Source organism: Nocardia sp. NPDC003269 (assembly GCF_042888005.1).
In the GTDB taxonomy this organism is placed as follows: Bacteria; Actinomycetota; Actinomycetes; order Mycobacteriales; family Mycobacteriaceae; genus Nocardia.
Genome location: NZ_JBIAPA010000001.1, coordinates 1,856,310 through 1,869,775 on the forward strand (window position 1 = coordinate 1,856,310; position 13,466 = coordinate 1,869,775).

The window sequence follows — 13,466 nt, forward strand, 5'->3', positions numbered from 1 at the left end:
GCGGCGTGTCGGGCGTGTCGCCGGTGGGTCGCTGCGGTCTGGGTCACTGTGCTCCACCCTGTCGTCCGGCGCGCCGAGGCGAGCTGAGAGACTGGAATCCGTGAGTTCTTCTCCGCGCGCGGCCGAGGCCAGTCCGTCGCAGGTTCCGATGTCCGCTCGGCTCTTCGAGCGGGCCGCTTCGGTGATCCCGGGTGGTGTCAATTCCCCGGTCCGTGCGTTCAATTCGGTCGGCGGAACGCCGCGGTTCATCGCCTCGGCGAACGGCTACACGCTGACCGACGCCGACGGCCGGGACTACGTCGATCTGGTCTGCTCCTGGGGTCCGATGATCCTGGGCCACGCGCACCCCGCCGTCGTCGAAGCGGTGCAGCGGGCGGCCACCGGCGGGCTGTCGTTCGGCGCGCCCACCGAGGCGGAGATCGAGCTGGCCGAGGCCATCGCGGCCCGGGTCGAGCCGGTCGAGCGGGTCCGGCTGGTCAACTCCGGCACCGAGGCCACCATGAGCGCGGTGCGGCTGGCCCGCGGCTTCACCGGCCGGTCCAAGATCGTCAAGTTCTCCGGCTGCTACCACGGTCACGTCGACGCGCTGCTGGCCGACGCGGGCTCGGGCGTCGCGACCCTCGGCCTGCCGACCTCGCCCGGCGTCACCGGTGCCCAGGCCGCCGACACCATCGTGCTGCCCTACAACGACCTCGCCGCCGTCGCGGCCGCGTTCGAGGCCAACCCCGGCCAGATCGCGTGCGTCATCACCGAGGCGGCCGCGGGCAACATGGGCGCGGTCGCGCCGCTGCCCGGCTTCAACGAGGGCCTGCGCACGCTGGCGCACGACAACGGCGCGCTGCTGATCATGGACGAGGTCATGACCGGCTTCCGGGTCAGCGCGTCGGGCTGGTACGGCCGCGAGGGCGTCGCCGGTGATCTCTACACCTTCGGCAAGGTGATGAGCGGTGGCCTGCCCGCCGCCGCGTTCGGCGGTCGCGCCGAGATCATGAACAACCTCGCCCCGCTCGGCCCGGTCTATCAGGCCGGCACGCTCTCCGGTAACCCCGTCGCCGTCGCGGCCGGGCTGGCGACGCTGCGCGCCGCCGACGCCGAGGTGTACGCGGCCCTCGACCGCAACGCCGATCGGCTCGGTGGTCTGTTCGCGAAAGCCCTGACAGAGGCCGGGGTCGAGCATCAAGTGCAGTTCGCAGGCAATATGGTGAGCGTGTTCTTCGCCGACCGCCCGGTGACCGATTACGCCGCCGCCAAGGCGAGCCAGACCTGGCGTTACCCAGCCTTCTTCCACGCCCTGCTCGACGCGGGCGTGTACGCGCCGCCGAGCGCGTTCGAGGCCTGGTTCGTCTCCGCGGCGCTCGACGAGGACGCGTTCGACCGTATCGCCGCCGCTCTGCCCGCCGCCGCCCTCGCGGCCGCGGCCGCAACCCCCGAAGGATCCCTAGCGTGAGCTCCGACCAGCCCGACGCAGAATTCGCCACCCAGGTCGACGGTGACGAGGCGCCGCATCCCACGCCCGCCGCCGCGCCGCCCGCCCTCGACGACGACCCCGCGACCGTGGAAACCATCGTGCACGTGCTGCGCCACGGCGAGGTGCACAATCCCAACGGCATCCTCTACGGGCGCCTGCCCGGCTTCAGCCTCTCGGTGACCGGCCGATCGCAGGCCGCCGCCGTCGCGCGCTCGCTGGCCGACCACGACGTCTCCCTGGTGATCGCCTCCCCGCTGCAGCGCGCCCAGGAGACCGCGGCCCCGATCGCCGCCGCCCACGACGTCATCGTGCGCACCGACGAGAACCTGATCGAAGCGGGCAACACCTTCGAGGGCCTGCGCGTGTCCGTCGGTGACGGCGCGCTGCGCAAGCCCCGGCACTGGTGGAAGCTGCGCGACCCGTTCACCCCGTCCTGGGGCGAGCCGTACCTGCAGATCGCGCACCGCATGCTGGCCGCGGTCAACAAGGCGCGGGTCGAGGGCGCGGGGCACGAGGTCGTGCTGGTCTCGCATCAGCTGCCCGTGTGGACGCTGCGCCGGTTCCTGCAGGGCCAGCGGCTCTGGCACGACCCGCGCAACCGGCAGTGCTCGCTCGCCTCGCTGACCTCGCTGGTCTACCACGGGGATACCCTGGTGGACATCGTGTACTCCGAACCAGCGGGCGCCTCCGACCCTTCGGTTCACGGCGCATGACACGCTCCACCGCGTCGGGCCCCGCCCGCAGCTATCGGCTGCGGGCGATCACTGCCGTCCTGTCCGCGCTGTTCGTGATCGTCGCGGCGGCCGGCTGCTCGACAGGTACCGATGCGGTGGCAACCGGCGGCGGCACCTTCGAATTCGTGTCGCCCGGTGGTAGAACCGATATCTATTACGACCCGCCCGCCACGCGCGGGACGATCGGCAAGCTCTCGGGGCCCGATCTGATGAACGAGGGAAAGACCGTCTCGGTCGACGATTTCCCGAACCAGATCGTGGTCGTGAATCTGTGGGGACAGTGGTGTGGCCCGTGCCGCGCCGAATCACCCGCACTCGAAAAGGTCTACGCGGCGACCAAGGACAAGGGCGTCGCGTTTCTGGGAATCAACGTCCGCGACCATCAGCGGGACAAAGCCCAGGACTTCGTAGTGGACAACAAGATCGAATACCCGTCCATCTACGACCCGTCGATGCGAACCTTGCTCGCTCTCGGCGGAAACTTTCCCACCAGTGTCATTCCGACCACGTTGATCCTGGATCGTCAACACCGGGTCGCCGCGGTCTTCCTTCGCTCGCTATTGGCAGAAGATCTGCAGCCCGTGGTCGAGCGCATCGCCGCCGAGGAGAAGCAGTGAGCCGTCGTCGTCCCGGAAATCTGACCGCGTGTCGCCCCCGTCAGGGCGCGCGCCGCATGGGAGCGGGGTGGACCGTCGACGATCGTTGGGCGGGCATCGCGACCGTCCCGCGCAGCGTCGCCGGTGCGGGCCTGTTCGATTTCGGCCCGGCCGAACCGGCCGAGACCGAGCGCACCCTGTCGTTGCCCCGCGACGAGCAGCGTGACGAGGACACCTCCGAGTGATGGTGCTCGCCGCAGTCGGGGATTCCTTCCAGCAGACGGCGGCATCGGGTCCGTTGCTGTTGGCGTTGGGTGCCTGCCTGCTCGCGGGCCTGGTGTCGTTCGCTTCACCGTGTGTCGTGCCGTTGGTGCCGGGGTACCTGTCCTATCTGGCCGGGCTGGTCGGCGCCGAGGCGCCACCGGCCAGCGCCGCGCAGGCGAGCACGCTCACCGCGCAGCGCCGTAGTGCCAAGATGCGGGTGGCCGGTGCCGCCGGACTGTTCGTCGCCGGGTTCACGGTGGTGTTCGTGCTGGCCACGGCCACCGTGTTCGGTGTCATCCAGACCCTCAACGTCAACCGGGAGCTGCTGCAGCGCATCGGCGGTGTGGTGACGATCCTGATGGGTCTGGTCTTCATCGGCCTGGTGCCCGCGCTGCAGCGCGACACCAGGATGGAACCGCGCCGGTTCACCAGCATCGTCGGCGCGCCCCTGCTGGGCGGGGTGTTCGCGCTGGGCTGGACGCCGTGCCTCGGGCCGACGCTGTCCGGGGTGATGGCGGTGTCCGCGGGGACCGAGGGCACCACCGCGGCGCGCGGTGTCGTGCTCATCGTGGCGTACTGCCTCGGGCTCGGGCTGCCGTTCGTCGTGCTGGCGTTCGGCTCGGCCGGGGCCCTGCGCGGGGTCGGCTGGCTGCGGCGCAATTCGCGCACCATTCAGGTAATCGGGGGTGTTCTGCTCGTCGCCGTCGGCGTCGCGCTGGTCACGGGGGCATGGGACCAGTTCGTCAGCTGGGTGCGTGACGGGTTCGTCTCCGAGGTGACTCTCCCGATCTGATGACTGACACACTGACTCCGCCGACCACCCCCAACCCGCCCGTCCGGCAGTCCCTGCCGGGCCGGGCCTGGGCCCTGGTCCGCAATACCTGGCGCGGCCTCACCAGCATGCGCACCGCCCTGGTGCTGCTGTTCCTGCTGGCCCTGGCCGCCATTCCCGGCGCCCTGCTTCCGCAGCGCAGCCTGAACACGCAGAAGGTCGAGCAGTACATCGCCGACCGCCCCACGCTGGGTCCGTGGATGGACCGGTTCGAGCTGTTCGACGTGTTCGGCAGCTTCTGGTTCACCGCCATCTACGCGCTGCTGTTCATCTCACTCGTCGGCTGCATCCTGCCGCGCTGCCTGGACCACTACCGGGCCCTGCGGACCCCGCCGGTGCCGACGCCACGCAACCTGGGCCGGTTGCCACACCACTTCAGCGAGACCGTCGACCGCGACGTCGACGCCGTCGTCGAGCAGGCGCGCGGGCAGCTGCGCGGCTGGCGCACCGAGGTGCGCGCCGGCAAGCGCGCCGGCGAGGTCACGCTGTCGGCCGAGAAGGGCTACCTGCGCGAGTTCGGCAACCTGGTCTTCCACCTGTCGCTGGTGGGGCTGCTGGCCTCGATCGCGCTGGGCAAGCTGTTCGGCTACGAGGGCAATGTCATCGTGATCGCCGACAACGGCGCCGGCTTCTGCACCACCTCGCCCGCGGTGTTCGACTCGTTCCGCGCGGGCAATGTCAACGACGGCACCGGGATGACTCCGCTGTGCGTGCGCGTCAAGGACTTCAAGGCCGACTACCTGCCCACCGGCCAGGCCGAGATGTTCACCTCGAACATCGAGTACCAGGCGGGCGAGGATCTGAGCACCGACACCTGGCGCTCCACCGAACTGCGGGTGAACCATCCGCTGCGCGTCGCCGGTGACCGCGTCTACCTGCAGGGCCACGGTTTCGCGCCGACGTTCACCGTCACCTTCCCGAACGGGCAGACCCGCACCGAGACCATCCAGTGGCGCCCCGACGACGCCAGGACCTTCCTGTCCAGCGGCGTCCTGCGGATCGACCCGCCCGGCGGCATGTACGCCACCGACGAGGAGCGCCGCCAGAACCAGATCGCCATCGAGGGCCTGTTCGCGCCGACGGCACTGTTCCACGGCAGCCTGCTCACCTCGTCGTTCCCGACGATGGACGATCCGGCCGTCGCGGTCGACATCTACCGTGGCAACACCGGCCTGGACACCGGCCGGTCGCAGTCGCTGTTCGCGCTGGACCCGGAGATGATCAAGCAGGGCAGGCTCACCAAGGAAGCGCGGGTCAACCTGCGGCCGGGCGAGTCGACCACCCTGCCCAACGGCGCGAAGGTCACCTTCGACGGCGCCAAGGAGTTCGTGAACCTCCAGGTCTCGCACGATCCGGCCCAGCAGTGGGTGCTGGTGAGCGCGCTGACGATGATGGCGGGTCTGCTGGTGTCGCTGCTGGTCAAGCGGCGCCGAATCTGGATCCGGGCGTACCCCGCCGAGAGCGGGGCAGGTACCGTGGATCAACGACGGACCGTAGTAGAAATGGGCGGTCTGGCCAGAAGCGATCAGGCGGGCTGGGGCGGCGAATTCGACCGGCTGCGCGCGCGGGTACTGGACGCGGAAACGGAGAACTGATGCCGATCGACGAAACGGTGGCGCGCTACAGCGACTTCGCCTTCATGTCGGCCATGGCGATCTACGCCCTGGCGCTGGTGTTGTTGCTGGTGCAGTACGCCTCGGCGCGCGCCAACAAGGTCGCGGCGCGCGAGCTGGTCACCGCGGGCGCGCCCGTCGACCCGTCGCTGCCCGGCCGCATCGAGACACCGGCCGCCAAGCCGACCTCCGAGCGCCTCGGCAACATGGCGTTCTCGGTGCTGCTGGTCGGTGCGGTGCTGCACGTCGGCTCGATCGTGCTGCGCGGCTTCGCCACCCACCGCTTCCCGCTCGGCAACATGTACGAGTTCACCACCATGGCCACCGCGGCCGCCGTGGTGATCGGCCTGTACTTCCTGCGCGATCAGCGCTACCGGTCCATGTGGGTCTTCCTGCTGGTCCCCGTGCTGATCCTGATGTTCCTGGCGGGCACCGTCCTCTACGCCGACGCCGCGCCGGTCGTCCCCGCGCTGCGCTCGTTCTGGCTGCCGATCCACGTCACCATCGTCAGCGTCGGCAGCGGCGTCTTCCTGGTCTCCGGCGTCGCCAGCCTGCTCTACCTGTTCCGCATGCGTCAGCCCGCGGGCGAGGAGTCGACCTCGATCTTCGGCACCATCGCCCGCCGCCTCCCCGACGCCCGCACCCTCGACCAGCTCGCCTACAAGACCACCATCATCGGCTTCCCCCTCTTCGGCGCAGGCGTCATCCTCGGCGCCATCTGGGCCGAAGCCGCCTGGGGCCGCTTCTGGGGCTGGGACCCCAAGGAAACCTGCTCCTTCATCGCCTGGGTCCTCTACGCGGCGTATTTGCACGCCCGCGCGACTTCCGGCTGGCGCGACACCAAGGCCGCCTGGATCAACATCGCCGGCTTCGTCGCCATGCTCTTCAACCTCTTCATCATCAACATGGTGATCTCGGGTCTGCACAGCTACGCGGGCCTGAACTAGCCGTACCGCCCACGGAAGTATGGGCGTTTCACTTTTGGCGGGCAGCGCTACCGTTTCGGTGTCTGTTGGTTGCTCGAGAGGTGGAAGACATGCGTCGTCGGAGTGTAAGCGTGATTGCGGCCGTGGCGATTTCGCTGGGATGCGGTGTGTCGGGTGCGGCGATCGCGGCTGCCGCACCCGCGGTAGCGGTAGAGCCGGTTGCCGTCGATTCGGGCTCGGCCACCCCGTACACCGCGTCCGCGGATCCGGATTCGGGCTCGGCCGCGCTCCCCGCCTTGCTGCTGCGGTGCCTGAGCACCGGCACCAGCGTGTCCATGGGGATGCCGACCTGCGTCTGATCCCAGGTCAGGACAACAAGGCCCGGTCTCTTGAACGAGCAGCCGGGCCTTCGGCATAGGTCGGTCTTCGCCATACCCGATCCCGTGCCCCCTCGCGGTAGCCATCGTCGAGCACCTCGAAGGCGATCGCACCGCGATAGATCTCCGCTGGATGGAGTCGACCACCGATCAGGTCCGGTTCGTGGTCCGAACGGCCGACATCGAGACGTGATCCGAGCTCTACTCGACTGGCGAGTCGGCCGTTCCGCCATCAGGTCCGGTGGCGGCATGGCCATCATGGAGTTGGGTTGTGAGGTAATCGACTGCGGCGCGTAGCCGGAGAACTTCGTCGATCGCGCTGCCGAATTGGGCGATGAGGGTGGACTCGTCCCAGGCGGCAATGGATCTGCGTGCGGTCTTCTCCTGATCGCGCATGTGTGCCGCGCGCTCGAAATCGCTCGCGTCGACGGCGGCTTCCTTCTCCCTCCGCCAGTGCTCGACATCGTGCAGGACGGCGGTGAGTTCGGGCGGCAGGTTCGGGCGGGGGATCGAGAATCTCGTCGGCCGTGCGTCGGCTTCGGTACAGCCGTAGCACTGCGAATCCGTCGTGGTCGCGCGCACTGCACGAACCGCTTGCGTCGTGATTCCAGACGCGGCGAGCAGGTCTGCGGTCGCATTGTCGGCTTCGAGGAGGGCGATCAGGAGGTGGTCTGTGCCGATCGGCCTGGTGGGGTTCTCCAGCATGGCGTAGTCGAGCACGGAATCGAGCGTTGGCGCGCCTCGAGTCGCCTGTTGTTGCGCGATGGCGCGTCGGACATCGCTTCGCCGGACACCCAGATCACCCGACTCGAGCAGCACCGTGGCCATGCCGGTGGCGTCCTCGTCGACCAGGGCGCTCAGCAGGTCCATCGGTGTCACGACGGGGCGGCCCCGGTCAGCCGTCTGCGCGGCGGCTCGTTTCATCGCCGCGCGGGCGGCGCCCGTATACCGGCGGTGGTCGACGTGCGTCATCACCCCAGTGTGCAGTGCGATCGGCGGTGGATACGGCGAAGGCCCGGTGCTCGGGGAGCGGCCGGGCCTTGGGGTGATCGGGATCAGCAGTAGTAGCAGATCTTGTTGGCCGGGAGTTCGACGTGGCAGTTGAGGCAGACGGGCTTGCGGACCGGTTCCGGCTTGGGGACGGTGACGCTGCGGCGGGCGGACGTCGAGGTGCGCTTGGGCTTGGCGGCGGCTTCGGCCGCTTCGGCGGTGGCGAGGTCCTGGGAGGTCTGGTGGCGCAGGGCCGCGACCTTCGGGGGGAGGGTGGGGAGGCCGCCGTCGGCGGGGAGGTCGGTGGCGTAGTGCTGGTAGCACTGCCAGCGGGCGGCGGCGGCGTGCATCTCGAGGTCGTCGGGGATGGGCAGGCCCGCGAGTTCGAGGATGTAGCGGTAGCCGGTGCCCACCGTCTGGTTCTTGCGCACGCACAGCGCGCTCAGCGGCGGCTCGTTGTTCTTGTGACAGTGCTCGGCGACCTTGTCCAGCACGACCGGCAGCCAGTGCTGCCACTTCACCTGGGTGCGGATCCCGGATTCCTCCTGGACCAGCTCGGCCAGCTCGGTGTTGACGATGAAGTTGTTGAACCTGGTCGCGGTGTCGGCGAGCACCTCGTGTGCCGCGCGAGTCCACGCCGACCGTGCCTCGGTGAACGTCACGGCGCTGCCGTCGGCCGCGCGCCAAGTGGTCGGGATGGAACTCTGCTGCACATCGATCACCGGAATACGTTATCTACCCGGGTTTTTCGCGGTGCATCGGGGGGTATGTGGGTAAGGTCACGCGCGCGGATCACGAGTCGGACTGACCCGAATCGTCGCGGTGCTGCTTACCGAGTCGCCAGAGGAACTCCGGGTCGTCGTCGGGGCCGAGGATCGGCCGGCGCGACGGAGGGCCGGAACTGGGGCCGATCTTCTCCGGGCCGAACGCCTTCCAGCACAACACCGCGACGGCCACGATCGCGATGAGTGCCAACAGGTACGTCACGTCGCTCACCTCCTGCTATCGAGGGTAGCCGTGTCCGCGCCGTGTGCACATCCGTAACGGAAGGGAAATTCCCGGCAAACGCGAGCCCGTTGCGGACTCGCGCCGGCCGGTGGGGTCAGCGGGGTGCTGCCTCCGTGGTGAGCGATTTCAGCAACTGCAGAACCTCGGACTCGCGGAATCGGCGATGTCCGCCCGGCGTGCGCAGCGAACCGAGCCTGCCCGCATGAGCCCACCGGGTGACGGTCTTGGGGTCTACGTGGAACATTGCGGCTACTTGGCCTGGTGTCAGCAGAGTGTCCTGGCCGCCGACGGTGATCGCAGTCATAGCTAACCTCTCCGTTCTCGACAGTTCCCTCATCAGATGGCGCCATCGTCGCACTGCGACCCCCACGTAGTCGAACCACCTACTGTTGGTAAAGGGGAAGTAATAGACAAAAGCCGCGAACGGGGCTGCATCGGGCCAGGCCGCGGCGGGGTTAGGCTGTTGGGCGTGAGTGAAGCAACTGGTCAGCAAGGTTCTGGCGCGGGGAAGCGGCTGGTCCGCAATCTGGCCCTCTACACGCTGGCCCGGCTCGGGCTGGTCGTGCTGATCGCGGCGGTGATCGTCGGGGTCGCCAAGCTCATCGGCGTCGAGGTGCCGATCATCGTGGCCGCGCTGTTCGCGCTGATCGTCGCGATGCCGCTCTCGCTCACCCTGTTCAAGAAGCTGCGCACGAAGGTCAACGAGGACATCGCCGTCGTCGACGCGCGCCGCCGCCAGGACAAGGCGCAGCTGCGGGCCCGGTTGCGAGGTGACGACGACGGGCCGACCGCGTGAAATACCTCGACCGCAGCGCCCCGCGTGACTGGGTCGACAACGCCGTCCGGCTGATCGACGCCGACTCCCAGCGCTCCGCCGACACCCACCTGCTGCGGTACCCGCTGCCCGCCGGCTGGCCGGTGCAGCTGTACCTCAAGGACGAGTCCACCCACATCACCGGCAGCCTCAAGCACCGGCTGGCGCGCTCGCTGTTCCTGTACGCGATCTGCAACGGCTGGGTCACCGAGGGCACCACGGTGGTGGAGGCCTCGTCGGGGTCGACGGCGGTGAGCGAGGCGTATTTCGCGAAGCTGCTCGGTCTGGATTTCATCGCGGTGATGCCGGCGAGCACGTCGCCGCAGAAGATCGCGCTGATCGAAGCGCAGGGTGGCCGATGTCATTTCGTCGAGCGGGCACCCGACATGTATCCCGAGGCCAAGCGGCTCGCCGCCGAGACCGGCGGACACTTCATGGATCAGTTCACCCATGCCGAGCGCGCGACCGACTGGCGCGGCAACAACAACATCGCCGAATCCATCTTCCAGCAGCTGGCCCTGGAGACCAATCCGATCCCGGAGTGGATCGTGGTCGGCGCGGGCACCGGCGGCACCAGCGCCACGATCGGCCGCTACATCCGCTATCGCAGGCACGCGACCCGGCTGGCCGTGGTCGACCCCGAGCACTCGGCGTTCTTCGGCGGCTACGAGACCGGTGACGCGGGCTACGAGACCGGGATGCCCTCGCGGATCGAGGGCATCGGCAGGCCGCGGGTGGAGCCGTCGTTCGTCGGGCAGGTCGTCGACCGGATGATCGTCGTCCCGGACGCGGCCTCGGTCGCGACGGCTCGCCACGCCAGCACGGTGCTGGGCAGGCGGGTCGGCGGTTCGACGGGAACGAACCTGTGGGGCGCCTTCCATCTCGTCTCCGAGCTGCTCGCCGCGGGCCGTCGCGGCAGTGTCGTGACGCTGCTGTGCGACGGCGGCGACCGGTATGCCGGAACGTATTTCGACGACGCCTGGGTCGACGCCCAGCACCTCGACCTGGCCGGACCCACCGCCGTGCTCACCGAATTCGCCGCCACCGGTCGCTGGCACGGCTGACCGGCGAAACCTGACCGAAGGTGTCAGGTTTCGCTGTCAGGATCGGTGTCCATGACGACCCGCTACTACACCGCTACCAGCCTCGACGGCTACATCGCCGACCCCGACAATTCGCTGGACTGGCTGATGGCCGTCCCCGACGCGGGCACCGCGACCGGCGATGTCGGCGAATTCCTGCTCGGCGTCGGCGCGCTGTGCCTCGGTTCGACGACCTACGAGTGGATGGCGGCCAACGAACCGCCCGAGTCCTGGCACGACAACTACGGCGACCGTCCGACCTGGGTGTTCACCCATCGCGTGCTGCCCGAGTTCCCCGGCGCGAATGTGCGTTTCGTCGCGGGCGGGGTCGAGTCGGTGCACGCGGAGATGGTCGCCGCGGCCGGTGACCGCGATATCTGGATCATCGGCGGCGGCGATCTCGCCGGACAGTTCGCCGATGCCGGGTTGCTCGACGAGGTGATCGTCGGCGTTGCGCCGGTGACGCTCGGCGGCGGCGCCCCGCTGCTGCCGCGCCGCCTGCTCTCCGATCGGCTGCGGCTGGTCGAGGTCGAACAGCTGGGCCAGTTCGCCAAGCTCGTCTACCGATTGCGCTGATTCGTCAATTTTTGTTGACACCGCCGGAATCGTCAATCAAAATTGACGCCATGACCGATGCAACAACGCTCGCCTCGGCGGCGGGCAATCCCGATCCGGCGGTCGGCCTGCGCGCGGTGCTCGCCCTGCGCAGGCTGGCCGACCGGCTCGAATCCATCCAGGTGGCCAATGCCAGGGCCCATGGCTGGTCGTGGCAGGCGATTGCCGAAGCGCTCGAGGTGAGCAAGCAGGCGGTGCATCAGAAACACAATCGGAAGGGCGGTACCCGCTGATGTTCGAGAAGTTCAGCCGACAGGCCAGGGTGGCGGTCGTCAGTGCCCAGGACGACGCCAAGGAACTCGGCGCCGGCCGGATCGGTCCCGAGCACGTGCTGCTCGGCGTGATCACGAACGCCGAACCGGGCCTGCGGGCAGTGCTCGACGCGCGGGGCATCACCGCCGACGGGACGCGGGCCGCGCTCGCCGCCCGGACGGGCACGCCACCGCTGGGCGCCGACGACGCCGAGGCCCTGCGCTCGATCGGCATCGACCTGGACGCGGTGCGGGCCAGCGTCACCGAGAATTTCGGCCCCGACGCCTGGGACCGGGCCGAACCGGAGGTCCGGCGCGGCGTCTTCGGCCGGCTGCTCGGGGCCGGGCACATCCCGTTCACGAACCCGGCCAAGAAGACGCTCGAACTCGCACTGCGCGAGGCGATCCACCGCAAGGAACGCGAAATTTCCACGGCCTACCTGTTGCTCGGCATTCTGCGCGGCGCCGACCCGGCCACCACCGACCTGCTCGGCGGCCGTGACGGGGCCGCCGCCTTGCGCGCCGACGTCTACGGAATGCTCGACCGCGCAGCGTGAATTCCGTGTCGGGTGTGTGTCAGACCCGCCGCGATGTCCGATTCTCGGCCTAGCATGGCTCCATGCAGCTAGCCATTCGACTGGTCATCAACGCCATTGCCATCTGGGCCGCGGCGGCGTGGATCGACAAGATCGACATCCTGGTCCCGGCCGATTCGGGCAACTGGGGCAAAGCCCTGGTGATCCTGATCGTCGCGGCGGTGTTCACCGCGGTGAACGCCGTCATCAAGCCGATCGTGAAGCTCCTGTCCCTGCCGTTCGTGATCCTCACGCTCGGGCTGTTCCTGCTGCTGGTGAACGCGGGCATGCTCTGGCTCACCGCGAAGATCACCGAACTGTCCGACTACGGTCTGCGGGTCGACGGTTTCTGGGCGGCGTTCTGGGGCGGTGTGATCATCTCGCTGGTCAACTGGGCGCTGGGCATCCTCGTGCCCGACGGCGACGACTAAGCCAGTCCGACGGCGAGCGCGCTCAGTGCTGACCAGGCCAGCAGCGCGAGCCCGGAATCACGCAGGGCGGGAATCAGTTCCAGCCCGCCCTTGCCCGTGCGCACCGGGGCATTGGCGCGGATCGCCAGCGGCAACGCCAGCAGTCCGGCCAGTGCAAACGGGGTGCGGGCCACCAGCGCCAGGCTGATCACGAACGGCGCGGCCAGCAGCACCACGTGCAGCGTGCGGGTGCGGGCGTCGCCGAGTTTCACCGCCAGGGTGACCTTCCCGGCCTCGGTGTCGGTGGGGATGTCGCGCAGGTTGTTGGCGACCAGCACGGCGCTGGAGAACGCGCCGACGCCGATCGCCAGCAGCAGCCCCACCCAGTCCACCCGCAGTGCCTGCACGTACTGGGTGCCGAGCACCGCGATCAGGCCGAAGAACACGAACACCGCGATCTCACCGAAACCGCTGTAGCCGTAGGGCTTGCTGCCACCGGTGTAGAACCAGGCACCGGCCAGGCACACCGCGCCGATCACGACCAGCCACCACGCGGTCGTCACGGCGAGGACCAGGCCCGCGACCGCGCCGATCGCCAGGCTGAGCACCGCGGCATTGCGGACGGCGGTGGGGGAGGCCAGTTTCGAGCCGACCAGCCGCAGCGGGCCGACACGCACGTCGTCGGTGCCGCGGATGCCGTCGGAGTAGTCGTTGGCGTAGTTGACACCGACGATCAGCGCCAGCGAAACCAGCAGCGCCAGCAGCGCTTTCCACCAGACGGCCCCGTCGATCGACGCCGCCGCGCCGGTCCCGGCGAGTACCGGGGCGATCGCGTTCGGCAGCGTCCGCGGCCGGGCGCCTTCGATCCATTCCGCTGCTGTAGCCATGGATCGAAGCCTAGCCCCGGCCGG

At 69.0% G+C, this 13,466-nt stretch carries 18 protein-coding genes; 13 read left to right on the forward strand and 5 right to left on the reverse strand.

What is annotated here, in order from left to right:
• Nucleotides 1–148 precede the first annotated feature (148 nt).
• The 7 genes from hemL (at nt 149) to ccsB (ending at nt 6,454) form a co-directional block, all read left to right on the forward strand.
• Entirely contained in the window at nt 149–1,447 is a 1,299-nt protein-coding gene (hemL, locus tag ACFYWJ_RS08685) for a glutamate-1-semialdehyde 2,1-aminomutase (protein WP_387161437.1), read from the forward strand.
• Between the two features lie 107 nt (nt 1,448–1,554).
• The gene (locus ACFYWJ_RS08690; protein WP_355274646.1) at nt 1,555–2,181 is read left to right on the forward strand and encodes a histidine phosphatase family protein; all 627 of its coding nucleotides are present in this window, start codon (nt 1,555–1,557) and stop codon (nt 2,179–2,181) included.
• On the forward strand, nt 2,178–2,819 hold the full coding sequence (locus tag ACFYWJ_RS08695; protein ID WP_355273946.1) for a TlpA disulfide reductase family protein: 642 nt from the start codon (nt 2,178–2,180) through the stop codon (nt 2,817–2,819). Before ACFYWJ_RS08690 ends, ACFYWJ_RS08695 begins: the two co-directional genes overlap by 4 nt.
• A 56-nt stretch (nt 2,820–2,875) precedes the next feature.
• Nucleotides 2,876–3,043: a hypothetical protein gene (locus ACFYWJ_RS08700; protein ID WP_355273943.1), complete on the forward strand. Its 168-nt coding sequence runs from the start codon at nt 2,876–2,878 to the stop codon at nt 3,041–3,043.
• Complete coding sequence (locus ACFYWJ_RS08705) at nt 3,043–3,855, forward strand: cytochrome c biogenesis CcdA family protein (RefSeq protein ID WP_355273940.1); 813 nt, start codon at nt 3,043–3,045, stop codon at nt 3,853–3,855. Before ACFYWJ_RS08700 ends, ACFYWJ_RS08705 begins: the two co-directional genes overlap by 1 nt.
• A complete protein-coding gene (locus tag ACFYWJ_RS08710) occupies nt 3,855–5,489 on the forward strand; it encodes a cytochrome c biogenesis protein ResB (RefSeq protein ID WP_355273937.1) in 1,635 nt (544 codons plus the stop codon). The genes ACFYWJ_RS08705 and ACFYWJ_RS08710 overlap by 1 nt, the downstream gene beginning before the upstream one ends.
• Entirely contained in the window at nt 5,489–6,454 is a 966-nt protein-coding gene (gene ccsB, locus ACFYWJ_RS08715) for a c-type cytochrome biogenesis protein CcsB (protein ID WP_355273934.1), read from the forward strand. Before ACFYWJ_RS08710 ends, ccsB begins: the two co-directional genes overlap by 1 nt.
• A gap of 557 nt (nt 6,455–7,011) precedes the next feature.
• Here ccsB and ACFYWJ_RS08720 read toward each other — a convergent pair.
• The 4 genes from ACFYWJ_RS08720 to ACFYWJ_RS08735 all read right to left on the reverse strand — a co-directional run bounded on the left by ACFYWJ_RS08720 (nt 7,012) and on the right by ACFYWJ_RS08735 (nt 9,112).
• Nucleotides 7,012–7,782, reverse strand: coding sequence for a Clp protease N-terminal domain-containing protein (locus ACFYWJ_RS08720; protein ID WP_355273931.1), 771 nt, complete (start codon nt 7,780–7,782; stop codon nt 7,012–7,014).
• Between the two features lie 83 nt (nt 7,783–7,865).
• Nucleotides 7,866–8,522, reverse strand: a complete 657-nt coding sequence (locus ACFYWJ_RS08725; protein WP_355273928.1) for a hypothetical protein — start codon at nt 8,520–8,522, stop codon at nt 7,866–7,868.
• A gap of 70 nt (nt 8,523–8,592) precedes the next feature.
• Nucleotides 8,593–8,787, reverse strand: coding sequence for a hypothetical protein (locus tag ACFYWJ_RS08730; RefSeq protein ID WP_355273925.1), 195 nt, complete (start codon nt 8,785–8,787; stop codon nt 8,593–8,595).
• Between the two features lie 115 nt (nt 8,788–8,902).
• Nucleotides 8,903–9,112: a BldC family transcriptional regulator gene (locus ACFYWJ_RS08735; protein ID WP_019049435.1), complete on the reverse strand. Its 210-nt coding sequence runs from the start codon at nt 9,110–9,112 to the stop codon at nt 8,903–8,905.
• A gap of 165 nt (nt 9,113–9,277) precedes the next feature.
• On the opposite strand from ACFYWJ_RS08735, the gene ACFYWJ_RS08740 reads away from it, so the two are divergent.
• From ACFYWJ_RS08740 to ACFYWJ_RS08765, 6 genes are all read left to right on the forward strand, one after another.
• A complete protein-coding gene (locus ACFYWJ_RS08740) occupies nt 9,278–9,604 on the forward strand; it encodes a DUF4229 domain-containing protein (protein WP_355273922.1) in 327 nt (108 codons plus the stop codon).
• Nucleotides 9,601–10,686 carry a PLP-dependent cysteine synthase family protein gene (locus ACFYWJ_RS08745; RefSeq protein WP_355273919.1) on the forward strand — a complete coding sequence of 362 codons (1,086 nt, stop codon included), beginning with the start codon at nt 9,601–9,603 and terminating at the stop codon, nt 10,684–10,686. The genes ACFYWJ_RS08740 and ACFYWJ_RS08745 overlap by 4 nt, the downstream gene beginning before the upstream one ends.
• Nucleotides 10,687–10,737: 51 nt before the next feature.
• Nucleotides 10,738–11,280, forward strand: a complete 543-nt coding sequence (locus ACFYWJ_RS08750) for a dihydrofolate reductase family protein (protein ID WP_355273916.1) — start codon at nt 10,738–10,740, stop codon at nt 11,278–11,280.
• A 50-nt stretch (nt 11,281–11,330) separates the two neighbouring features.
• Nucleotides 11,331–11,552: a helix-turn-helix domain-containing protein gene (locus tag ACFYWJ_RS08755; RefSeq protein WP_355273913.1), complete on the forward strand. Its 222-nt coding sequence runs from the start codon at nt 11,331–11,333 to the stop codon at nt 11,550–11,552.
• The gene (locus tag ACFYWJ_RS08760) at nt 11,552–12,127 is read left to right on the forward strand and encodes a Clp protease N-terminal domain-containing protein (RefSeq protein ID WP_355273910.1); all 576 of its coding nucleotides are present in this window, start codon (nt 11,552–11,554) and stop codon (nt 12,125–12,127) included. The genes ACFYWJ_RS08755 and ACFYWJ_RS08760 overlap by 1 nt, the downstream gene beginning before the upstream one ends.
• Before the next feature lie 62 nt (nt 12,128–12,189).
• Nucleotides 12,190–12,576 carry a phage holin family protein gene (locus ACFYWJ_RS08765; RefSeq protein WP_218716646.1) on the forward strand — a complete coding sequence of 129 codons (387 nt, stop codon included), beginning with the start codon at nt 12,190–12,192 and terminating at the stop codon, nt 12,574–12,576.
• Here ACFYWJ_RS08765 and ACFYWJ_RS08770 read toward each other — a convergent pair.
• Complete coding sequence (locus ACFYWJ_RS08770; RefSeq protein WP_355273907.1) at nt 12,573–13,442, reverse strand: 1,4-dihydroxy-2-naphthoate polyprenyltransferase; 870 nt, start codon at nt 13,440–13,442, stop codon at nt 12,573–12,575. The genes ACFYWJ_RS08765 and ACFYWJ_RS08770 overlap by 4 nt on opposite strands.
• Nucleotides 13,443–13,466 lie beyond the last annotated feature (24 nt).